Origin of the sequence: Flavobacterium sp., assembly GCF_036741995.1 — a bacterium.
Taxonomy (GTDB): Bacteria; Bacteroidota; Bacteroidia; order Flavobacteriales; family Flavobacteriaceae; genus Flavobacterium.
On sequence record NZ_DAINRG010000048.1, the window covers coordinates 1 to 20,549 of the forward strand.

Sequence of the window (20,549 nt, forward strand, 5' to 3'; positions counted from 1 at the left end):
AGAGAACGCTTAGGCGAAGTGGCCGGAAAAAAAGTAGTTATTGTGGGCGATATTTTGCATTCGCGGGTAGCGCTTTCCAATATTTATGCTTTGCAAATGCAAGGTGCTGAAGTAAAAGTTTGTGGTCCCAAAACCCTGATTCCGAAATACATCGAAAGTCTTGGCGTTACCGTAGAATCAAATCTTCGCAAAGCGCTGGAATGGTGTGATGTGGCCAATATGCTTCGCGTACAAAACGAAAGAATGGATGTGAATTATTTCCCATCTACCAGAGAATATGCCCAGCAATATGGTGTGGACAAAGCTTTGCTGGATTCCTTAAACAAAGAAATTGTCATCATGCACCCGGGCCCTATAAACCGTGGCGTAGAAATTACTTCAGACGTAGCTGATTCCCAGCAATCCGTAATCCTAGACCAAGTGGAAAATGGCGTGGCGATTCGAATGGCGGTGATCTATCTTTTGGCTTCCAAAATAAAACAGTAAGGGTATGAATGTCATTATCACAGGCAGCAACGGAATGATTGGCGGTTTGATTTTGAACCAATGCCTAAACCATTCCGAAGTAACACAGGTCACTTCTATTGTTAGAAAACCGACGGGTAACAACCATCCCAAACTCAAAGAAATTGTACATACTGATTTTCTGGATTTCTCGGCTATTGAAGCGGCTTTCCAAAATCAGGATGTTTGTTTTTATTGTATAGGAGTGTATACCGGTCAGGTTTCGAGAGCAGAGTTTGCCAAAATCACTATCGATTTTACCAAAGCATTTGCTGAAACGTTACGAAAGCAAAGTGCCCAAACTAATTTTTGTTTTCTGAGTGGGCAAGGAGCAGACCGCAGCGAAAAGAGCGCAATGATGTTTGCTAAAGACAAAGGCATAGCAGAGAATTTTCTCTTTGCCTTGCATTTTGCCGGAATGCACAGTTTCCGCCCCGGGTATATTTATCCGGTGACACCAAGAAAGGAACCCAATTTGTCGTATAAAATCATGCGCTGGCTTTATAAACCTTTGGTGAGTTGGCTTTTCCCATTTGCCAGTGTCACTTCAGAACAGTTAGCCGGTGTGATGGTTGAAGTAGGATTGCACGGCGGTCACAAAGAAATCTATGAGAATACCGATATTCGGAAAATTCAAATTATAGCTTAAAAAAAGCCCCGAAATATCGGGGCTTTTTTTATTCTTCTGTTTTCAGATTTCTGAGTTGTTTCAGCTTCTCTTTCAAAGTGACTAACTCTTCTTTTTTGTTTTCAATGTTTTTCAAGACTTCTTTTACCATTGGGTTATCGCCTTTGGCTTTACCAAAAAACAGGATGTTGTTTTCCAACTGTAAAATTTCACTTTTCACTTCTTCCACCTTACGCATGATAAACACTTTTTCGTTGTCTAACTTTCGGGAATCAGAGTGGGCTAAATGATCCAATTTGTTGGCATAACGCGCCATATCATTGTCTTTTTTGCTCAAGCTTAATTTTTCGAACAAGGCATCCAGGATTTTGTTGAATTTACCTTCGATGTGTCGGCGCGCAAAAGGCACTCTGCCAAAACTTTTCCAAGTTTCGATGTGGGCTTTTATGGCATCTAAATCGGCTTTGTGTTCGCCAATTAATTCAAAAGCTCTTAAGGTTTCTAAGTAGGCTTTTTTCTTTTCAAACGCTTCTACTTCCTCTACATTAACTTCGGTTTTTTGCTCTTTCAGTTTTTCGAAATACTCGTTGCAAGCCGCTCTGAATTCCGTCCAAAGTTTATCCGATACTTTTCTTGGCACATGACCAATGGTTTTCCATTCTTCCTGAATTTGTTTGAATAGCGGAGTAGTAGCGGCAAAATCGGTACTGTCTTTTAATTCCTGAGCTTTAGCTACCAAAGCTTGTTTTTTGCTAAGGTTATCGTTTTGATCTTTCTTGATGTCTTTGTAGAAAGAGTTTTTCAGGATGTTGAAGTTTCTAACCGCATTTTTAAACGCTGTCCAGGTATCTTCATTTACTTCTGAAGGCACTTTTCCGGTAGCAAAAAACTGGTTGCGTAGCGCTTCCACTTTTTCTATTTGTCCTTGCCAGGCTGAGTGTACGGCTACTTTTTCGGTAGCTAATACTTCAATTTTGGCAATGATTTCTTTTTTCTTTTCCAAATTGGCATTCTCCACTTCGCGAAGTTTTTCAAATAAACCTTCACGCTTGTCGTGCATTTGTTTGGTCAATTCACTGAATCGGTTCCAGATTTCGTCACGGTTTTCTCTTGAAACCGGCCCGATATCTTCTTTCCAGATGCGGTGTAAATCCTGCAATTCACGGAATGCTTTGTTGATGTCTTCTTCGTGAACCAATTCTTCAACGCGCTCAATGATTTTAAGCTTTTGAACCAAATTGTGTTTGAAATCCAAATCGCGAATCTCACGGTCTAAGTGTAGGATGTCGTAGAAATTCTCTAAATGGAAATGATAGTTATTCCAAACGTGATTGTATTTGTCTTTCGGAATAGGACCCGCCACTTTCCAACGATCGCGGATGTCGTTAAATTTCTTTAACGTTACCGGAATGCTTTCCTGGCTGTGGATTAGGTTTTTCAATTCCTCTACAATCGCTAAACGGTTTTCTAAGTTGCCTTTTAAACTGTTTTGTAAGCTTTGGAAATGATTATTTTTCTTTTCTCTATACTGAGTGTATAATTGATCAAATTTTACTTTTAACGGAAAATGATAATGGAAATCTTCTGTAGTCTCAGGATTTTCGGCATGGTACTCTTCTTTTTTCTCATCAATGAAATGGTAGTATTTTGACAGGAAAGCTTTCTTCAGTTCTTCAACATGGTCTTTTACCGACATTACTTTTTCTACCACAACTAAATCGCCCAACTCATCCACCAATTGTTCCATTGACAAAGTTTCGTAATCCAGCATAGGAATATCATGACGCTCTTTCAACGATTCGTCTTCGCTTTCCTCAGCATTTACTTCTTCGATGGCACTAATGGCGGCATTGTTGTCGCTTTCGGCCACTACTTCAACCGGAGTTTCCACTTCAGCAGCAGGTTCTTCTTCTACTTCTTCTTCAACAGACGTTTTCATTTCGGCTTCAACAACTTCTTCCACCAGCGCTTCTTTTTCAGCCGCAACTTCGATTTCATCTTCTGTAAGGGATTCCGTTAAAACGGCTACTTCAATAGCAGGTTTTTCAGTTGCTTGCTCTGCGACAGTTTCTTCTACTACTTCCTCAGCCGGTGTTTCCACTTCTGTTGCAGCAACAGTTTCTTCTACCGCTTCTTCCGTTGGTGTTTCCACTTCTGCAGCAGTTGCTTGATTTTCAGTTGTTGTCACTTCTTGTGATTCACTGACTACGTTTCCATCTGCGTTCTGCAGGTTATCATTCTTTTCTTCTAACATTTTACAAAATGTTTTAAGGGTTACACAATTTGAGGGCGAAAGATAGTAAAGTAGGACTAAAATTCAAAGGAAATCAAGGTTTTCTCTACTATTTTAATGATGATTTAGACTCATTTTTGATTAAAAACAAAAAACGCTGTTGAATTTCAACAGCGTTTCTTTAGGATTTAACAGTACTAAATCTAGTTTACCAACACTTTTTTGGTAACCGATTCATTATTGGAAGATAACTTCAAGAAGTAAAATCCTTGAGGTAAATTAGATAAGGAATATGTGTTGTTTTGCATTTCCGGTTGGTTGATTTTTTGCAAAATCTGACCGTTGATGGTGATTAATTCAATAGCATCTAAATTGCTTTCGCTGCTGATGTTAACCGTACCGTTAACCGCAGGATTTGGATAAATTGAAACTGTAGCCAACGTATTGAACGATGGTGCGGCTAATGGAAGTCCCCAAATTTGAGTTACATAATTGTTGTTGTCAATATAAGGGTTTCTATTGCTCTGACGGGCATAGACTGCATTGTTTCTGTCAATTTCTCTTTGGCTTACCGGGTCTTGTTGGTTCCAAGTCAATAAAATATTCAAGAACGTTGGTGAAAAGGAGTGATCGCTGGTACCATCAAACATGGCTTTAACTACAGAAGTTGAGGTAGTGTAAAAACCAGGAAGTTGACTTTCATATCTAGTGGCAAAATACAATAACATTCGTGCGATATCTCCTTTGAATTCGTCAATAGGTTCAAACACAGTACCACTAAAACCGGCCGAATAGCCAGAGTTTAAGTTGCTTCCTCTTTTACTTCCGTTGATGGAGGTCCAATTGGCTACATTTACTTTTCCATAGGGTAAGTCACCTCTTTGGGCATTAACATGCTTATCAGAAGGCACTACAAAATGGGCATCAGAATACATAGGAGTTGCAGAGGCAAAGTACGATTGAGGGATGGTATGCTCTCTATTGTATCTTTCACATTCATTATTTCCTAAAGTTCCATCGTCTTGATTTATACCATATGTAAATTCACATTCAGATCCTGTTGGATTCTCAGTATACATATCTAACATGGTTCCATCATTTTCATAATAGAAATCTTTGTCGGAGGTGGTATATGTGGTGTATAAACCTGGATTATATCCTCGATCGATATAATTATTCGAAATTATAGCCGCCAATTGTGTTTTCAAGACATAGCCTGTCCCGGTAGCACTGTTGTAATACCCATTCGGAATTGAGGCAGTGGCATTGGTGTTTTTGGATTCTTGTTGTGCAATGCTAAACAACGTTACACTTAGTAATAAAGAGGTTAAGATTTTTTTCATTTGATTTTTATAATTCTGTTTTTCTTTCTAATAGTGCCATGTAAAAACCATCAAATCCTGTGTCTTGGGTCAGAATTTTAGATTCTTTAACAAAGGTAAATTTTTTTCCGGTCTCCGTAGTTAAGAAATGCTTAATTTGTTCCTGATTCTCAGAGGGTAAGACCGAGCAAGTGGCATAAACCAGTTTACCACCGGGCTTTACAATTTTAGCATAATTTTCTAAAACTTCAGCTTGTACTTTACGGATGTTGTCTATGAATTCCGGTTGCAGTTTCCATTTGGCATCCGGGTTTCTTTTTAAAACTCCCAAACCACTACACGGAGCATCAATCAGGACTCTATCGGCTTTTTCGTGTAATTTTTTGATGACTTTGGTGCTGTCAATAATTCGGTATTCTATATTGAAAGCGCCGTTTCTTTTGGCTCTTAATTTTAATTGTTTTAGTTTGCTTTCATACAAATCCATGGCGATTAACTGTCCTTTATTTTGCATTAAGGAAGCCATGTGTAAAGTTTTTCCGCCGGCACCAGCACAAGTATCAACGACTCTCATCCCCGGTTGTACGTCTAAGAAAGCGGCTACTAATTGGGAAGAAGCATCCTGTACTTCGAACATGCCTTCTTTGAATGCATCGGTTAAAAAGACATTAGCTCTTTCTTTTAGGACTAAAGCATCGGGTTGGTCTTTTAAAAATTCCGTTTCGATATTTAAATCCATTAAGATGGCGCGAAGCTGTTCTTTGGTAGTTTTTAATGTATTAACGCGAAGAATAACCTGCGCCTGTTTGTTTTGCGCTGCAATTTCTTTGGTCCAAATCTCTTCTCCTAATTCTTTCACGCCCAATTCATCCATCCAATCCGGAATAGACTCGCGCATTTTTCTGATTTTGGATAACTCGTCAAATTTTCCTTTGATTTTACGCTCCGGCGTGCCTTCCAATTGTCTCCAATCGGGAATAGGATAGCCTCTTAAGACTGCCCAAACGGCAAACAATCGCCATAATTGGTCGCGATCAAAAGGTTCTTTGACATCGGCGATTTCCATGTAAAGTCGTTTCCAGCGTACAATTTCATAGATGGTTTCGGCGACAAATTTCCGGTCGGAACTGCCCCAACGTTTGTCTTTTTTCAAGGCGCGGGCTACTACTTTATCGGCATATTCTCCTTCGTTGAAAATGGCGTTTAATGAGTCAATGGTAGTGTAAACTAAATTTCGATGTAATCGCATAGTGTAAAAAAATCAGCCCGCAAAGATATTCGATTTTTGTATATAAAAAAGAAGTATTCTTTAAAACCTTTGTTAAAAGGAATCAAAGAATACTTTTTAGGAAGAATAGTATTAGTATTGCGAAAAGATTCGCTTCATTTCTATTTTTTCCGGTGCATGAATCACCAGTGGGAATTGTTCAATTTTGACAGAGCTGCTGTCTAATCCGAATCCTTTTTCTTCGGACAAACTGAATTTTTTCATGAAGAAATAGGAGTACATGATGATTTTTTCGAAGAACGTCAAATCGCTGTCATTTGAAAGGAATTTTTCAGAAAGAACAAACTTAAAGTCTCCAATGATGTTGTTTTTGTTCAGCGATTCATAACGACTGGTTATATCTACTTCTCCGTTTTTCACCATGTCTTTGATTACTTCTTTGAACATCAGATTAATTTTGGTAGGTTCACGGAAGCCCAAGTAAAAGTCAATACGGTATAAATCGTCTTTGATGATTTCGTTTACTTTGAATTCTTTGCGATACGGTTCGCTCAAAATATTGACGTGGATTAACCAATAAATATCGGCACGTTTTGGTCTTTTTTGAAGAATGGAGTACATCACTTTCTCCTCAATTTCATCCACACGATTGGAGTTGGTCATGTAGACCAAATGTGTGGCATATTTTGGAATGGATAAATCCAAGCTTAACTCGGCCAACACTTTTTTATAGTCGTCAATTTTAACCATTTTAGTATAGTTCTTGCTGATTTTTTTGGCCAAAAACCAAATGGTCATAATAGCAATCAAAACGCAGGCAATGAATAAGGTTACATAACCGCCATGTGGAAACTTATCTAAGTTGGCAATCAAGAAACTAATTTCTATGGCTAAATATAAGGTAATGATAGCGCCGATAATATACCAGGAAACGCGTTTCATTATCAGATAATAATTCAGTAAAATGGTGGTCATGATCATGCAAAGCACGATGGCTAAACCATAAGCCGCTTCCATATTCCCGGATTCTTCAAAGTGTAATACTACGCCAATACAGCCCAATAACAATATCCAGTTGATTGACGGAATATACAATTGACCTTTTAAATCGGTTGGGTATTTGATTTTAACTTTGGGCCAAAAACTCAAACGCATGGCTTCATTTATCAAGGTAAACGAACCACTGATCAAAGCTTGTGACGCAATAACAGCGGCCATAGTAGCAATGACAATTCCGATAGGTTGGAACCAGCTTTCCATAACTAAATAGAATGGATTGGCATTCTTACCACCTAAACGAAATAATGTGTCTCCCTGATGTTTGATCAAATAAGCTCCTTGGCCGAAATAGTTTAAAACCAAAGTCGCTTTTACAAATATCCAACTGATGCGAATGTTTTTACGACCGCAATGTCCCATATCAGAATACAAAGCTTCAGCTCCCGTTGTACATAGGAAAACAAATCCTAAAACATAAAATCCATCAGGATGGATTCGCAACAACTCATAGGCGTAATAAGGATTAATGGCTCTGAAAACAGATAAGTTTCCACCAATTTGAATAATACCTAAAATACCCAACATACTGAACCATACCAACATCATTGGGGCAAAAAACTTTCCAACCAGCTTTGTTCCAAATTGTTGAATGGTAAATAAAATGACCAAAATGGCTATAACAATCGGGACAGTGTTTATAGAGGGATAAAAAGTTCGGATTCCTTCTACCGCTGAGGAAACGGAGATGGGAGGCGTAATAATTCCGTCAGCCAAAAGTGCACTTCCCCCAACAATGGCCGGAACTATCAGCCATTTGATTTTGGTTCGTTTTACTAAGGCATATAAAGCAAAAATCCCACCCTCACCATGATTATCGGCGCTAAGCGTTATGATTACGTACTTTAAAGTTGTTTGTAAAGTCAGTGTCCAAAAGATACACGATAATCCCCCTAAAATGATATCGGGGTTGATGATGTGGTGCAATCCAATTATGGCTTTCATTACATAGAGAGGAGAAGTTCCAATGTCACCATAAATAATTCCTAATGTAATAAGTAATCCTCCTATGGTAAGTTTGCTGTGAAGCTGATGATTATGAGCGCTCATAAATGATGGTTAAAACGGGTACAAATGTACTGTTTTTTTAAAATAATTATTTTTTTAAGGGTTTATTTTTAATAGGATACTATAAAAAAAATCACCACATAGTGTGGTGATTTTCTGTAACAACTAAAACCTATATCAATTTCAACTAACTTCTTCTGTTTCCGCCAGAATTTCCTCTGCCCATGCTGTTGCCACCACCGTTGCCGGCATTACCTCTCGGACTGGAAATTTCTCTTGGGGCTGCGCTTCTTGGCGACTCATAATTTCTGTTATTTCCGCCTTGTGGTTCTACATTTCTTGGTGAATTATTCCCTTGATTTGAATAAACTCTCGGAGCTGATTCTTGTGTTCTTACGCTTCTCGGCGATTCCATTGAGGATCCGTTGCCTCTTGGATTGTTCCCGTTTTGGCTATAAACTCTTGGACTTGCATTTCCATTTGATTCAGTGCTTCTTGGTGAATTAGTTCCCTGATTTGAAAAAACTCTCGGAGTTGCCTCTTGTGTTCTCACATTTCTTGGTGATTCAGAAGTGTTACTATTTCCTCTTGGGCTATTGCTGTTTTGACCTTGAATTCTTGGCGTTTCCGTTCTGGTATTTCCAGTACCGTTGTTTCCGTTTCCACGAGGAGAAATAGTATTGTTGGCATTACCTCTAGGAGAATTCATCGCTAACTCATTACGTGTACCAACTGTTCTGATGTTTCTGGTTCTGTCTAATTCATATCGATTAGCATAACTTGCATTTCTGTGTTCAAAAGAACGATTCGGGTAACGCGTTTCATATCCATTTCCTCTTCTTCCTCTGTACGAGTTATAAGCTGTTTCACATCTTCTGTAATTTACATAATTGTAGTGATTATAGCTGTTGATGCATATTCCGATGTGGCTTCTGTATCTGAAGATTGGACATGGTTCCCAAGCATAATAATAGGTTGGGTAATAGCCCCAGTACCATGAGGAGTAGTAAGGACGGTAACTACCAATCCAGAAAGAAGCATAAATTACCGGAGGAGAAACGTATACCGGCTCATAGATATAATTGGCACCATACATATACACATCACCAACTACTTGTACCTGCACTCTGTTGTCTCTGTCTTTTTGCACTTCAACAGTAGCCACGTCCTGATAAGTATCACGGCCAAGCACCGATTGAATTACAATTAAGTGAGCATTGCCTTCTACGGTTTCAATCACACGCAAATAATCTACCTGATTGTCTTCGTTTAAATCTAAATTCGAAATCTGAATTTTAGGGTCGTTTAATCTTCTTTCAAAATCAGCTAAGTTTTCGGAATCTCCAAAAATGGAAGCCACGGCTCTTAAATCTAAGTTATCACTGATTTCCGAATTGTTGGCCGTAACGGTTGTCCGGTCCTGAGCTATCACACTCGTAATGCTCAGCAACGAGAATATCGATAAGGATAAAATTTTAGTTTTCATAATATATGTTTTTTAAATTGAATAGTTTTGATAGTGAATAACCAATTACTGTGCCACAGCTTTTTTTTGAATAATTTTAACTAAATCTTAACGGAGCAAAATTTGTATATTCGCTTATAATACTTGTGTTTAGCATGAAAACCAAACTGCTTTTTTCTTCTTTTTTATTACTTTCTTTAGTAGATGCCTGTTGCGGGCAAAAGAATTCTGTAAACTTTAACAACGTTGTCATTGGTGTGCTTTTGAACGATAAAATCAGTATCAGAGCTATTGAAATTGATGCTGATGATGCTGATAAATTATGGTACGCCGGAGATAAAAACCGATTTGGTTTTTATGATTTTAAAGAGCATGAAAAAACACAAAAAGAGATCCATATTGACAGTCTAAAAATGGAATTTAGAAGTATGGCACAGACTAAAGATTATTTGTTTTTAGCCAATATTGGTAATCCGGCTTATATTTTTAAAGTCAAAAAATCCGATTTGAGTTGGGAAAAAGTCTATGAAGAAAATCATGAAAAAGTATTTTATGACAGCATGAAGTTTTGGAATGAACAAGAAGGTATTGCTATTGGTGATCCAACAGAAAGTTGTCTTTCCATTCTTATTACCCGCGATGGTGGAAATAGTTGGAAGAAATTATCTTGTGAGAGTTTGCCAAAAATAATTGATGGAGAAGCCGCATTTGCTGCTAGTAATACCAACATTGTAATCAAAGGAAACAAAACATGGATAGTCTCTGGTGGAGTGAAATCGAGAGTGTTTTCTTCTGAAGACAAGGGAAACTCATGGAAAGTCATTGAAACACCAATTGTTCAAGGAAAAGCGATGACCGGAATTTTTACGGCAGATTTCTATGATGAAAATATCGGAATTATTGCTGGCGGGAATTATGAAATTCCGATACAGAATTTTCAAAACAAAGCCATGACTCAGGATGGCGGGAAAACCTGGAAGTTGATAGCAGAAAATGCTGGTTTTGGGTATGCTTCCTGTGTGCAGTTTGTGCCAAAATCTAATGGAAAACAAATCGTTTCGGTGGGTGCTTCAGGGTTGTATTACTCTGCAGATGGTGGTAATTCATGACAACAGCTAGCAACGGACGACACTTTGTTTACAATCCGCTTTATTGATGAGCATACTGCTTTTGCCGCTGGAAAAAATAAAATCATCCGGATTGTATTCAAAAAATAAGAGAGCCGTTAGCTCTCTTAAAATTTTATTTTCCTTGTTTCTTATCGCGGTACTGTTGCAGCAATTTGCGATTGAAGTTTTCTTCTGCTTTTTTGAGTTTCAAGATTTTGACAGGAGGTAAGACTGCTTTCAAACTGGCCACAAATTTCTTCTTCGCCTGATACAAATCGTCTTCCATACTTTCCATTTGCGCCAACATGGCCGTAGCATCTTTATCGGATAATTTATCAAATGAATCATCGTCCATGCGTTCAAGATAAGCTTTTAGTTTTTGCTTTTTGATTTCCTGTTGTTTGTCTTCAAAAGCATTGAATAGTGGCCAAAATTTAGTGGCTTCCTCAGGTGTTAGACTCAATTCATCAGTGATGAACGCTACTTTTAAAGCTTTGATCTGTTCTTTCTTTTTGCGAACAAATGGTCCGTCCTGTGCCACAGCACTCAGGGAAATGAACGCTATAAGTAATGGGAGTATTTTTCTGATTTTCATAATATTAGTCTAAAATGTATTGTTCTAAATTGGTGTTGGAATCTAAAGCGTCTTCAATCTCTTTGTCTTGTACATTGAATTCTACTTTCATTTTTTCCAAATCTTCTTTGTCGAGTAAATTTACGATTTCATCTTCTGAAAGATTAGAGTTGTAAGCAAGATATTCTTCAAGTGTTGCCGAATCTACTTCTTCTTTATGCGATGCAAATTGATTGTAGAGCGGCACAGATAACATTAATATTAGTATCGCAACGGCGGCATAATACCAAGCTTTTGTAACCCTGAAAATGGAAATTACTTTCGGTTCCTGCTTTGGTAATTGTGTCAAAAGTTTAGCTGAAAATGTATCAAAATAACCATCAGGCGTTGTAAATCCTGAGGCAATCTTGGGTTCATTATCTAATTTAAATGCTTTCATGTGGGTTTGACAAATGGTAAAGTAAAAGGTTTAATTGGTTTTCATAAAATCTTCGATTTTTTTGACCGCATGATGATAAGAAGCTTTCAAAGCTCCCACCGATGTGCCTAAAATTTCGGACATGTCTTCGTATTTTATTTCTTCATAATATTTCATTTTAAAAACCAACTGCTGCTTCTCTGGCAATAGTGTAATGGCTTTTTGTAATTTGAGTTGGATTTCGTTGCCGTCAAAATACGTATCCGCTTTTAAGTTGTCTACAATTTTACTTTGCATGGCTTCGCTGGTAGAGCCATTTCGCTTGGCTTTCTGATTGATAAACGTGATGGCTTCGTTAGTTGCAATGCGATACATCCAGGAAAACAACTTGCTGTCGCCTTTAAAATCTTTTAAATACTGAAACACTTTTACAAAGGTATTTTGCAACACATCATCGGCATCATCATGGTTCAGCACGATGTTTCGGATATGATAATACAAGGGTTTTTGATAATCCTGCAAGAGTTTTTGAAACGCTTGGTTTTGCGTTTTCGGATTTAGTAATTCCTGAATGAAATCCTTTTCTTCTTGCAAAGTGAAAATTTAACGGTTGGAATAAAGATAACAGAAAAGGTTTAATCTACGATGAAATTATGGTGTTTCAGCAGGAGCAGGTGCGGGAGCTTCGGGTGCAATAGTTGTAGTGGCAGGAGCAACAATTGGCTGAACCGCTTCCGCTTTTGGGAAAACCGGAATGTAAATCTCAGTAACCCATTTGGAAGGTTGCTTGACATCGTCAATCGTTTTTACATAAGCTTCCACATATTTTCCGGCAAAGTTTTCTTTGAAACCATTGTCCGTGATGTATTTTTTGGCCGTTGCCCAAGCTTCTTTGTTGTGAGAATAGTCGCCGACTAAAGTAGTTTTCAAACAAGTAAAAGGAACAATTTCTCCGGAAATCACATCGCTTCCCGGCATCACAAATATTTCTTTACTCGTAGGAACACAAACCGAAATGGTAGCAAAATCATTGCCTGGCTCGTAGCGTTCGTACATGACAAACGGCTTACCAGCCATGGCTATTCTGTTCTTTTTGAAAAAATGCACCATGCCCGACATCAGGATTTTGATGTTTTTCGGCAAGCTTTTCAGTTTACAGGAAACGGTTTGTTTCAAACAAAATCCGGAAGCTCTTTGCGAAACCCCATTCACTTTGATGGAATAGGTTTTCATTTCATAATCGAGCGTTTTGTCTAAATTGCGTAAACTTTTTTCAAAGCCATCACCCAGTATTCCGGTAATTCCGCCTTTAAAGAAAGTGCTAATCTTAGTAAAAATATCCATTTTACCTTGACTGTGTAGGGTTACTTTCGTTCCGCCAACGGTATCTTTAAAAGTCCAATTCAGTACAGCAGTTGTTCCGTTGAAATTCAGTCGTTGGGCAATGCTGTCGTTTTCTTTGACAAAAACAGTCTTACTATTTCCGGTATCGGAACCATTTTCCCAAGAGCTACTGGCTCCGGCACCCATTGTTTTTGCTGGATAATTGAATTTTATGGAATTGTCTTTCGACATATAGGAACCAAAAGTTTCCCAGTTTTTATAATCGTTCACATAATCAAAAACGGTACTTTTTTGCGCTTTTATGATACTGCTTTTGGTAACTTCGAAATCTCCTTTTTGGGTGGCTACATAAACAGTGATGCCAACAAAAGCTAAGAGCACTAGTAGGAATATGTATTTCAAAATTCTCATGAATCGATTTTTAGGTGTTACAAAGTTAAGAATTTAATAACAGCATCATAGTTTCCTTTTGATATTTACAGATTGTTTATATTTGTTTGCATTCAAATTCAATTTCATGAAAACCACCAGTGAACTTCGCGGCATTTTATTCAGGCATTTAGATGGCATCACTACGGTTCCGGTGGCTTATTCATTATACAAGAAAGGGGTGTTGGAGTATATTTTACAGCAACAAAAAGTATCACTAAGTGAACTTGTCGAAAAATTCAAAGCGAATGAAGGGTATCTCAATGTAGGACTTCGGGTTTTGGCTTCGCAAGGCTGGTTGGTTCAAATAATTGATAATCAAAAAGATGAAATTACCTTTGAAACCAATGACAAAAGTGAAATAGCTTTTTCGTTGATTCCGTTGTATGAAGATGTTTTTGCGTTGATGCAGTTTACAGAGCATTTCCATCCGCGAAAATTTGAGGTAGAACCATTTGAAATGTTGAATGATTTGTTCCGAAAATTTAAATCAAATTATGGCATTCAATTTTCCGATGATGAAAAGATACGCTCCATACAGGAACAGGTTTTGTATCACATCGAAGGGAATTTGGTAGGCCCAACCATTGTAATGCTTGGCATGACAGGTATGTTTCACAAGTATTTTATGGAAACTTCTTTCCGCCCGGAAGAGTTTCACAAAAAGCCGGAATGTTTCAAGGAAATCCTTGATTTCTTAACGCATTTAAATTGGTTTACCAAAAAAAACGATCATTACCAATTTACCGAATCTGGTTTGTTTTATGCCAAAAGAGCCACTGCTTATGGCGTTACGGTTTCCTATATTCCCACATTGCGAAAAATGGAAGAGCTGCTTTTTGGTAATGCCTCCATTCTCAGAAATATTGGCGAACACGAAACTGAATTGCATGTGGACAGGGAAATGAATGTGTGGGGCAGTGGAGGAGCGCATGCCGAATATTTCAAAATTGTAGACCAAATCATCATCGAATTATTCAACCGCCCAATAGCCGAGCAACCGAAAGGAGTTTTGGATATGGGCTGTGGCAACGGCGCTTTTTTGGAGCATATGTTTGATGTGATTGAGCGTCAAACGAGTCGCGGCAAAATGTTAGACGAGCATCCGTTATTTTTAGTTGGAGTGGATTATAATGAAGCGGCGATTAAAGTCACCCGAGCCAATTTAATCAAAGCGGATATATGGGCGAAAGTAATCTGGGGAGACATTGGAAGGCCACAACTTTTGGCAGAAACCTTGAAAGAAGATTACGCGATAGATTTGAAAGAATTGCTCAATGTGAGAACCTTTTTAGATCATAACCGAATTTGGGAAACACCAACTAATAGAACGCCAAATCGGGTAAGTACTTCTACCGGTGCTTTCGCGCATCGGGGTCAAAGAATCAGCAATAATGAAGTGGAAGATAATTTATTGGAACATTTAAAAAAATGGTCGCCTTTTGTTGAGAAGTTTGGCTTGCTATTAATTGAATTGCATACGATTGCCCCGGAATTGACTGCCAATAATCTCGGAAGAACTGCCGCGACAGCCTATGATGCCACGCATGGGTTTTCAGACCAATATATTGTTGAGATTGAGGTGCTCCACAAAATTGCTGCCGAAGCCGGATTGTTTTCGGATGAAAAAGTATTTGCCAAGTTCCCAAATTCGGACTTGGCTACAGTAAGTGTTAATCTTTTAAAAGGGAAATAGCTTAGTGTTTCATCGTTACTTTTATCACAAATAACAAAGCGATAAACAGCAGAAACGCAATAAGAACTTTATAGCTTCCTTTATATACCTTTTGATGAAGGGCTTTGTCTTTGCCATAGGCAAAATAGGATGCAACTACAAAAGCAACAAAAAACAAAGCGGCGAAAGTCCATTGACCAGTTGTGAACATTTATTTCAAATTTTCAACAAATTTACTCAATTGTATGCTAAAGTTGTAATTTGCATCATCAATTAATTTTATAAAAAATGCAAAAACAACTCAACGCTGTAAAAGAATTCCACACCTCATTCGGACTTGGTGTAAGTTACGAAATGAGAGGAGATTTGGGAGAACAAAATAATATGCTTCGCTTCAATCTGATGAAAGAAGAGAATGAAGAATATTTGGAAGCGGTTCAAAACAATGATTTAATCGAAATTGCCGATGCGCTTGGCGATATGCTTTATATTTTATGCGGCACCATTTTAGAACACGGTTTGCAACACAAAATAGAAGAAGTATTTGACGAAATCCAACGCAGTAATATGAGCAAATTAGGAGAAGACGGCAATCCGATTTACCGTGAAGACGGCAAAGTACTAAAAGGGCCAAATTATTTCAAACCGAGTTTTGAAGAAATCCTTAAATAAAAAAATCCTCCATTTGGAGGATTTTTTGGTATTAGATTTTCACGGTCCAGCCAAAAGTATCTTCGGCCAGTTTGTATTGTATTTTGGTCAGTTTCTCTTTTAATTGTAAAGCAATTGAGTTTTCTATTTTTGGTAATTCATAATAGTGTTCTTGGTATTGAAAACCTACAATCGGACTAACAACAGCTGCAGTACCGGCGCCGAAAATTTCTTTTAAGCTTCCGTCTTTCGCACCAGCCACAATTTCATCCACCAATACAGAACGCTCTTCTACTTTAATTCCTTCGCGATGTGCCAAATCGATTAAACTTTTACGGGTTACCCCATCCAAAATTCTCTCGCTGGTTGGCGCTGTGTAAATAGTGTCATTAATTCTGAAAAACACATTCATTGTTCCAGCTTCTTCCAGTTTAGTGTGCGTGGCATCATCGGTCCAAATGATTTGTTGAAAGCCTTTTTCCTGTGCTAATTTTTGTGGATAAAACTGAGCCGAATAATTTCCGGCTGCTTTGGCAGCACCAATTCCTCCGTTAGCTGCCCGACTGAAATGCTCCGCAATAATCACTTTAACTTCTCCGGAGTAGTAAGCACGCGCCGGCGAAAGGATAATCATAAATCTATATTGTGTTGACGGTTGGGCAATAACTCCCGAACCAATAGCAATCATAAATGGTCTGATATATAATGTATTTCCTAATCCTTTTTTTACCCAATTTCTTTCCAAATCAACGATGGTTTTTAAGCCACCGATGAAAATTTCTTCAGGAACTTCAGGCATAGCCATTCGCACTGCCGATTTGTTAAAACGATCTAAATTTTGATCCGGTCTGAAAAGCCAAACGTCATCATGCTCGTCTTTATAAGCTTTCATGCCTTCAAATATGGCTTGTCCGTAATGAAACACTTTCGCTGAAGGATCAATTAAGAAAGGTTCGTAAGGTTTGATAATGGGTTTTTGCCACTTTCCTTCTTTGAAATCACAAATCAGCATATGGTCAGTAAACACATTTCCGAAAGCTAGATTTTCAAAATCAACATCGTTAATTTTACTAGTATTGGCTCTAACTATATCGATTTCGGAAGTATTTTTTAACATCATTTAGTTCTAGGTTTTATAAAGAAAACTATATAATTAATTGACAATCAATTTTTTATGTTTGTTTTCTGAAAATTACAGTTGTGTTGTTAGTTTTTTGTAAAACTAATAAAAATATGTTTGCATTTTGCATCGTCAAAAAATATTAAAAACTTTTTTTTGAATTGTAATTTTCGATTGTGCTAACTAATTAATTTCATAATAAAACGTAAAATTTGTTGCCAATATATTATGTGAATTTGTTAATCTGTTTACATTTGTAACTCAATTAAAAAAAATAAACTCATGAAGAAAATAAATCTTATTCTGATGGCTGTCTTGTTTTGTTTTGGTTCTGCTGCGTTAGCACAGTCAAAAGCTAAATCATTCAATAAAAACGATTATGTTTTGTTTGGCGAAGATTTTAAAGTAGTTAAAATTTTGCCGAAAAATGAAATGCTAAAAAAATACAAATCGCTTAAAAAAGGAGATACTATTACCGTTCAATTTCAATCCAAAATCAAAGCAGTTTGTAAAAAGAAAGGCTGTTGGATGAAAATGGAATTAGCCGGAGACGATGATTCGTTTGTAAAATTTAAAGACTATGCTTTCTTTGTTCCTTTGAATGCAGATAACAGTGATGCCATTGTAAACGGAAAAGCTTTTGTGGATGTGGTTTCGGTGGAAGAATTAAAACATTATGCCAAAGATGGCGGTAAATCGGCGGCAGAGATTGCTAAAATCACAAAACCGGAAATTACGTATTCGTTTTTGGCCAGCGGTGTTTACATCCAAAAATAAACCGGAATGAAAAAAGTAGTCCTAGTTCTTTTTGCTTTAAGTTTGTTTTCCTGTCAAAAGAAAGTGGAGCAGAAGGAAGTTAAAAAGGAAGAAAAACAATGCTCCTCCGGCAAAGGAAAGAAAATGGAAATGTATCAAATGTCGGAAATGGCCGCTTTGATGGAACAGATGTATGTTGACAATCAACGACTGAAAGAACGCATTAAAAAAGGCGATACCATTGGTCAGTTCCCGCAACATTTCCTTAAAATCCACAAAGCTGTGATGACTGACGATTCTGATAATGATGCTTTTTTCAAAGTACAAGCGGCTAAGTTTATCAAAGCACAAGAGTTGATTTATAAAGATCCGAAGAATGCCAAAGAACATTTTAATAATGGAGTAGATGCCTGTATTCAATGCCACCAACAAAAATGCGGCGGACCAATTCCAAGGATTAAAAAATTATACATTGAATAGGTTTTGAAAAGAGAAATAATCAAAACCAATGATGGTTCCACCACCATACATTTACCGGAATGGAATGAAAGTTATCATTCAAAACACGGTGCCATCCAAGAAGCATATCACGTATTCATAAAAAATGGGTTTTCACTTTTCGAGGGAAAGCCCATTTCTGTTTTGGAAATAGGTTTTGGTACCGGTTTGAATTGTTTTATCACCTATTTGGAAGCTAAGAAAAGGAATCAAGCAATTAATTATGTTGGAGTAGAAGCCTATCCGGTTGTAAAGGAAGAAGCCTTGCAAATGAATTATGTAACAGAAATTGACGCAAATGAAAGTGTTGTTTTCAAACAATTGCACGAGTCAGATTGGGAAACAGAAAATGCAATTACTGAAAATTTTTCCTTGACCAAACGACAACAATTCTTTCAGGATATTAAAGATACCAACACATTTGACTTGATTTACTTTGATGCTTTTGGTTTCAGGGTGCAACCCGAATTGTGGTCGGAAGCTATTTTTGCAGCTATGTATTCAGCCTTAAGACCAAATGGAATCCTTGTAACTTACGCTTGCCGCACCTCAATTAAAAATGCCATGCTATCAGCAGGTTTTTCTGTAGAAAAGTTACCTGGCGCTCCAGGCAAAAGAGAGATGTTACGCGCCACTAAAGGCTTTTGAAATTTTAACATTTTTCAACTTTACATTTAACTTTTCTTTTGATTCATCCAGAAAAAATATTCTTTATTTTTGAAATATCAAATTCGTTCTTACTTAATTATCTTAACTAAACGCAATCATTTTTATGTCTAAATCAATGTTAGACTACACCAAGTCTGTGTTGAAAAGAGTAAGTTTTGATGTCTCTCTTTTTACGAAAGAACTTGAAAAAGCCTGTAAGGTTTTGTTACCTTACGAATTAGAAGAATTAACATCGTGGCTTTTACAATTTGTTAAAGAAAAGCCGGAATTGCAACATTGTATGTTGCGCATTAATAATTAATAAAACTAAAAGGAACTTAAACGGTTCCTTTTTTTATTTTCTGTATTAGGGAAACTATAGTACTAACTGTTTCGTAAATGAGAGAGAGTCATAAATTTAAACTTTACAGTTATGGGACGAGTTAGCTATGATTATATGAAATCATCCATTGTAAGGGTTAGCCCTAATAAAGATCTTTTTATACAAGAAGTCATTAAGGCGTCAAAAACACTTTTACCTTATCAAAAGGAAAATCTGATTAATTGGCTTTATTTTTTTACGGCGGATAAGCCAGAATTACAAAAATGGCTAGGGGAATTTTTAGATAAAAACACTTTAGTAAGATAAAGCTTTATTTAAATCTTAAATAGTGTATTTCATCGATTAAAATAGTGGTATAACGATAATTTTTAACAAAAAACATTGTGGTAAAACTTTTTTTGCTTTACATTTACGAAACGTTCTTACACTAAGATAACCCCAAATCTTAACCACTATGCCTAGAATGATTTATGATTACACAAAATCGGTACTCGAAAGAGTAAGCTTCGACCCTGTTCTTTTTGCCAAAGAACTAAAAAAAGCAGTAAAAAATTTACTGCCTTATGAGGTAGAACAATTAAAAAAATGGCTTCAATATTTTGTTACAACCGAACATCCCGAATTGAAGCAATGTTTATCTGTAGTTAGTTAGCAGAAGAGAAATAAGGAGTTGGTGCAACAGCTCCTTATTTTTTTTGTAACGGACTTATAATTTGCACATTCTGAAAAGCAATGGCTCCTTTGACAACCCCTGAGATGGTAGTTCTCAAAGCATCAATAATATGTATCTTCAATTCGTTTTTCGGAAAAATTAAACTTACTTCACGTGCCGGTTTTGGTTCTACAAAGTGCTTTAGCTTTAGTGTGTCTTTTTCATTCAAATCTAAAGTATGCAAATAGGGAAGGAGCGTTATTCCTAAACCTTCATCTGCCAGTTTAATCAGTGTTTCAAAACTGCCGCTTTCTATCTGAAAATGATTTTTCTCGTTTTGATTTTGGTTTTTGCACAAATTCAAAATGCCGTCTCTAAAGCAATGCCCGTCCTGTAATAATAAAATCTCATCAATATTCAAGTCGTCAATTTCAATTTCCTTTTTCTGATAAGCACTGTTGTTTTCAGGAATATAAGCTACGAACGGTTCGAAGTATAAAACAATTTCTTTTATCTTTTCTTCTTCCAATGGTGTTGCTGCAATCGCCGCATCCAAATGTCCGTTTTTTAGTTTTTCAATGATATCATTCGTGTTCAATTCCTCGATGATGAGTTTTACCTTCGGATATTTTTTAATGAAATTATTCAAAAACATCGGCAATAACGTTGGCATAACGGTTGGGATAATCCCCAATCGAAATTCCCCACCAATGAACCCTTTTTGTTGATCTACTATATCCTGAATTCTATCAGCTTCATTGACAATATTTTTAGATTGATTGACAATTTTTTGCCCAATTTCGGTAAGCTGAATGGGTTTTTTAGTTCGGTCAAAAATCTGAATTCCGAGTTCTTCTTCTATTTTTTGAATTTGCATACTCAAGGTGG

At 37.1% G+C, this 20,549-nt stretch carries 23 protein-coding genes; 11 read left to right on the forward strand and 12 right to left on the reverse strand.

What is annotated here, in order from left to right; translation table 11 throughout:
* Together V7D82_RS11365 and V7D82_RS11370 are read left to right on the forward strand one after the other, a co-directional pair.
* On the forward strand, positions 1-486 hold a 486-nt coding region (locus V7D82_RS11365), incomplete at its 5' end, for an aspartate/ornithine carbamoyltransferase family protein (RefSeq protein WP_442902389.1).
* 4 nt (positions 487-490) lie between these two features.
* Positions 491-1,153 (forward strand): NAD(P)H-binding protein, encoded by a 663-nt coding sequence (locus V7D82_RS11370; RefSeq protein WP_333601100.1) that lies wholly within the window; start codon positions 491-493, stop codon positions 1,151-1,153.
* Between the two features lie 28 nt (positions 1,154-1,181).
* Here V7D82_RS11370 and V7D82_RS11375 read toward each other — a convergent pair whose 3' ends face one another.
* The 5 genes from V7D82_RS11375 to V7D82_RS11395 all read right to left on the reverse strand — a co-directional run bounded on the left by V7D82_RS11375 (position 1,182) and on the right by V7D82_RS11395 (position 9,465).
* Complete coding sequence (locus tag V7D82_RS11375; protein ID WP_333601101.1) at positions 1,182-3,386, reverse strand: DUF349 domain-containing protein; 2,205 nt, start codon at positions 3,384-3,386, stop codon at positions 1,182-1,184.
* 182 nt (positions 3,387-3,568) lie between these two features.
* Positions 3,569-4,708, reverse strand: coding sequence for an endonuclease (locus V7D82_RS11380; protein WP_333601102.1), 1,140 nt, complete (start codon positions 4,706-4,708; stop codon positions 3,569-3,571).
* 7 nt (positions 4,709-4,715) lie between these two features.
* Positions 4,716-5,936 (reverse strand): RsmB/NOP family class I SAM-dependent RNA methyltransferase, encoded by a 1,221-nt coding sequence (locus tag V7D82_RS11385; protein ID WP_333601103.1) that lies wholly within the window; start codon positions 5,934-5,936, stop codon positions 4,716-4,718.
* Positions 5,937-6,047: 111 nt separating this feature from the next.
* The gene (locus V7D82_RS11390; RefSeq protein WP_333601104.1) at positions 6,048-8,021 is read right to left on the reverse strand and encodes a KUP/HAK/KT family potassium transporter; all 1,974 of its coding nucleotides are present in this window, start codon (positions 8,019-8,021) and stop codon (positions 6,048-6,050) included.
* A 145-nt stretch (positions 8,022-8,166) separates the two neighbouring features.
* Positions 8,167-9,465 (reverse strand): hypothetical protein, encoded by a 1,299-nt coding sequence (locus V7D82_RS11395; protein ID WP_333601105.1) that lies wholly within the window; start codon positions 9,463-9,465, stop codon positions 8,167-8,169.
* A gap of 134 nt (positions 9,466-9,599) precedes the next feature.
* Between V7D82_RS11395 and V7D82_RS11400 the strand changes: the two genes are divergently transcribed.
* Positions 9,600-10,553: a WD40/YVTN/BNR-like repeat-containing protein gene (locus tag V7D82_RS11400; RefSeq protein WP_333601106.1), complete on the forward strand. Its 954-nt coding sequence runs from the start codon at positions 9,600-9,602 to the stop codon at positions 10,551-10,553.
* Between the two features lie 133 nt (positions 10,554-10,686).
* Here V7D82_RS11400 and V7D82_RS11405 read toward each other — a convergent pair whose 3' ends face one another.
* Genes V7D82_RS11405 through V7D82_RS11420 form a run of 4 tightly spaced genes read right to left on the reverse strand, consistent with a single transcriptional unit; the run spans position 10,687 to position 13,300 of the window.
* Complete coding sequence (locus V7D82_RS11405) at positions 10,687-11,148, reverse strand: sensor of ECF-type sigma factor (RefSeq protein ID WP_333601107.1); 462 nt, start codon at positions 11,146-11,148, stop codon at positions 10,687-10,689.
* A gap of 4 nt (positions 11,149-11,152) precedes the next feature.
* Positions 11,153-11,566 (reverse strand): hypothetical protein, encoded by a 414-nt coding sequence (locus V7D82_RS11410; protein ID WP_333601108.1) that lies wholly within the window; start codon positions 11,564-11,566, stop codon positions 11,153-11,155.
* Positions 11,567-11,596: 30 nt separating this feature from the next.
* A complete protein-coding gene (locus V7D82_RS11415) occupies positions 11,597-12,139 on the reverse strand; it encodes an RNA polymerase sigma factor (RefSeq protein ID WP_333601109.1) in 543 nt (180 codons plus the stop codon).
* A gap of 57 nt (positions 12,140-12,196) precedes the next feature.
* Positions 12,197-13,300, reverse strand: a complete 1,104-nt coding sequence (locus V7D82_RS11420; protein WP_333601110.1) for an SRPBCC family protein — start codon at positions 13,298-13,300, stop codon at positions 12,197-12,199.
* Positions 13,301-13,406: 106 nt separating this feature from the next.
* On the opposite strand from V7D82_RS11420, the gene V7D82_RS11425 reads away from it, so the two are divergent.
* Entirely contained in the window at positions 13,407-15,014 is a 1,608-nt protein-coding gene (locus V7D82_RS11425) for a class I SAM-dependent methyltransferase (RefSeq protein ID WP_333601111.1), read from the forward strand.
* A gap of 1 nt (position 15,015) precedes the next feature.
* Here the strand turns inward: V7D82_RS11425 and V7D82_RS11430 are convergent, their stop codons facing one another.
* Positions 15,016-15,204, reverse strand: a complete 189-nt coding sequence (locus V7D82_RS11430) for a hypothetical protein (RefSeq protein ID WP_333601112.1) — start codon at positions 15,202-15,204, stop codon at positions 15,016-15,018.
* Between the two features lie 77 nt (positions 15,205-15,281).
* Between V7D82_RS11430 and V7D82_RS11435 the strand changes: the two genes are divergently transcribed.
* On the forward strand, positions 15,282-15,665 hold the full coding sequence (locus V7D82_RS11435) for a nucleoside triphosphate pyrophosphohydrolase family protein (RefSeq protein WP_333601113.1): 384 nt from the start codon (positions 15,282-15,284) through the stop codon (positions 15,663-15,665).
* Positions 15,666-15,696: 31 nt separating this feature from the next.
* Here V7D82_RS11435 and V7D82_RS11440 read toward each other — a convergent pair whose 3' ends face one another.
* The gene (locus V7D82_RS11440; protein WP_333601114.1) at positions 15,697-16,764 is read right to left on the reverse strand and encodes a branched-chain amino acid aminotransferase; all 1,068 of its coding nucleotides are present in this window, start codon (positions 16,762-16,764) and stop codon (positions 15,697-15,699) included.
* A 282-nt stretch (positions 16,765-17,046) separates the two neighbouring features.
* On the opposite strand from V7D82_RS11440, the gene V7D82_RS11445 reads away from it, so the two are divergent.
* From V7D82_RS11445 to V7D82_RS11470, 6 genes are all read left to right on the forward strand, one after another.
* Complete coding sequence (locus V7D82_RS11445; protein ID WP_333601115.1) at positions 17,047-17,541, forward strand: DUF4920 domain-containing protein; 495 nt, start codon at positions 17,047-17,049, stop codon at positions 17,539-17,541.
* Positions 17,542-17,547: 6 nt separating this feature from the next.
* Positions 17,548-18,000, forward strand: a complete 453-nt coding sequence (locus V7D82_RS11450) for a hypothetical protein (protein ID WP_333601116.1) — start codon at positions 17,548-17,550, stop codon at positions 17,998-18,000.
* 3 nt (positions 18,001-18,003) lie between these two features.
* A complete protein-coding gene (gene mnmD, locus V7D82_RS11455; RefSeq protein ID WP_333601117.1) occupies positions 18,004-18,666 on the forward strand; it encodes a tRNA (5-methylaminomethyl-2-thiouridine)(34)-methyltransferase MnmD in 663 nt (220 codons plus the stop codon).
* Positions 18,667-18,790: 124 nt separating this feature from the next.
* Positions 18,791-18,988, forward strand: coding sequence for a hypothetical protein (locus tag V7D82_RS11460; RefSeq protein WP_333601118.1), 198 nt, complete (start codon positions 18,791-18,793; stop codon positions 18,986-18,988).
* Positions 18,989-19,099: 111 nt separating this feature from the next.
* Positions 19,100-19,315, forward strand: a complete 216-nt coding sequence (locus tag V7D82_RS11465) for a hypothetical protein (RefSeq protein ID WP_333601119.1) — start codon at positions 19,100-19,102, stop codon at positions 19,313-19,315.
* A gap of 148 nt (positions 19,316-19,463) precedes the next feature.
* The gene (locus V7D82_RS11470; protein WP_333601120.1) at positions 19,464-19,661 is read left to right on the forward strand and encodes a hypothetical protein; all 198 of its coding nucleotides are present in this window, start codon (positions 19,464-19,466) and stop codon (positions 19,659-19,661) included.
* Positions 19,662-19,695: 34 nt separating this feature from the next.
* Here V7D82_RS11470 and V7D82_RS11475 read toward each other — a convergent pair.
* Positions 19,696-20,549 (reverse strand): hydrogen peroxide-inducible genes activator (locus tag V7D82_RS11475; protein WP_333601121.1); only part of this gene is annotated, 854 nt, incomplete at its 5' end.

What these genes read in the sequence shown, in the direction of transcription:
- V7D82_RS11420 (WP_333601110.1), bottom strand. Translation starts at nt 13,300, where the DNA reads ATGAGAATTTTGAAATACATATTCCTACTAGTGCTCTTAGCTTTTGTT.
- V7D82_RS11430 (WP_333601112.1), bottom strand. Translation starts at nt 15,204, where the DNA reads ATGTTCACAACTGGTCAATGGACTTTCGCCGCTTTGTTTTTTGTTGCT.
- V7D82_RS11450 (WP_333601116.1), top strand. Translation starts at nt 17,548, where the DNA reads ATGAAAAAAGTAGTCCTAGTTCTTTTTGCTTTAAGTTTGTTTTCCTGT.
- V7D82_RS11445 (WP_333601115.1), top strand. Translation starts at nt 17,047, where the DNA reads ATGAAGAAAATAAATCTTATTCTGATGGCTGTCTTGTTTTGTTTTGGT.
- V7D82_RS11395 (WP_333601105.1), bottom strand. Translation starts at nt 9,465, where the DNA reads ATGAAAACTAAAATTTTATCCTTATCGATATTCTCGTTGCTGAGCATT.
- V7D82_RS11440 (WP_333601114.1), bottom strand. Translation starts at nt 16,764, where the DNA reads ATGATGTTAAAAAATACTTCCGAAATCGATATAGTTAGAGCCAATACT.
- V7D82_RS11400 (WP_333601106.1), top strand. Translation starts at nt 9,600, where the DNA reads ATGAAAACCAAACTGCTTTTTTCTTCTTTTTTATTACTTTCTTTAGTA.
- V7D82_RS11380 (WP_333601102.1), bottom strand. Translation starts at nt 4,708, where the DNA reads ATGAAAAAAATCTTAACCTCTTTATTACTAAGTGTAACGTTGTTTAGC.
- V7D82_RS11385 (WP_333601103.1), bottom strand. Translation starts at nt 5,936, where the DNA reads ATGCGATTACATCGAAATTTAGTTTACACTACCATTGACTCATTAAAC.
- V7D82_RS11465 (WP_333601119.1), top strand. Translation starts at nt 19,100, where the DNA reads ATGGGACGAGTTAGCTATGATTATATGAAATCATCCATTGTAAGGGTT.
- V7D82_RS11470 (WP_333601120.1), top strand. Translation starts at nt 19,464, where the DNA reads ATGCCTAGAATGATTTATGATTACACAAAATCGGTACTCGAAAGAGTA.
- V7D82_RS11435 (WP_333601113.1), top strand. Translation starts at nt 15,282, where the DNA reads ATGCAAAAACAACTCAACGCTGTAAAAGAATTCCACACCTCATTCGGA.
- V7D82_RS11410 (WP_333601108.1), bottom strand. Translation starts at nt 11,566, where the DNA reads ATGAAAGCATTTAAATTAGATAATGAACCCAAGATTGCCTCAGGATTT.
- V7D82_RS11405 (WP_333601107.1), bottom strand. Translation starts at nt 11,148, where the DNA reads ATGAAAATCAGAAAAATACTCCCATTACTTATAGCGTTCATTTCCCTG.
- V7D82_RS11425 (WP_333601111.1), top strand. Translation starts at nt 13,407, where the DNA reads ATGAAAACCACCAGTGAACTTCGCGGCATTTTATTCAGGCATTTAGAT.
- V7D82_RS11370 (WP_333601100.1), top strand. Translation starts at nt 491, where the DNA reads ATGAATGTCATTATCACAGGCAGCAACGGAATGATTGGCGGTTTGATT.
- V7D82_RS11460 (WP_333601118.1), top strand. Translation starts at nt 18,791, where the DNA reads ATGTCTAAATCAATGTTAGACTACACCAAGTCTGTGTTGAAAAGAGTA.
- V7D82_RS11375 (WP_333601101.1), bottom strand. Translation starts at nt 3,386, where the DNA reads ATGTTAGAAGAAAAGAATGATAACCTGCAGAACGCAGATGGAAACGTA.
- V7D82_RS11390 (WP_333601104.1), bottom strand. Translation starts at nt 8,021, where the DNA reads ATGAGCGCTCATAATCATCAGCTTCACAGCAAACTTACCATAGGAGGA.